Here is a 209-nt window from a genome sequence, read left to right on the forward strand (position 1 = left end):
CTGCCGGTGCTCGACGGAGGGCATGACCTCGCGATGGGCCGCGCCGTAGGAGCGGAGCCTGTCGGTGACGATCACTCGGGGCACCGTGCGGGTCGTCTTCCACAGGCGCCGGAAGAAACGCCTGGCCGCGGCGGTGTCCCGCCGGTTCTGCACGAGGAGGTCCAGGACATTGCCGTCCTGGTCCACGGCCCGCCACAGATACTTCTGCT

1 protein-coding gene is annotated in these 209 nt (G+C 69.4%); it reads right to left on the bottom strand.

From position 1 onward, the window contains the following. A partial coding sequence (locus JL475_RS39620) for a DDE-type integrase/transposase/recombinase (protein ID WP_202283007.1) occupies positions 1–209 on the bottom strand: 209 nt, incomplete at both ends.

Origin of the sequence: Streptomyces sp. M2CJ-2 (assembly GCF_016757295.1) — a bacterium.
GTDB lineage: Bacteria > Actinomycetota > Actinomycetes > Streptomycetales > Streptomycetaceae > Streptomyces.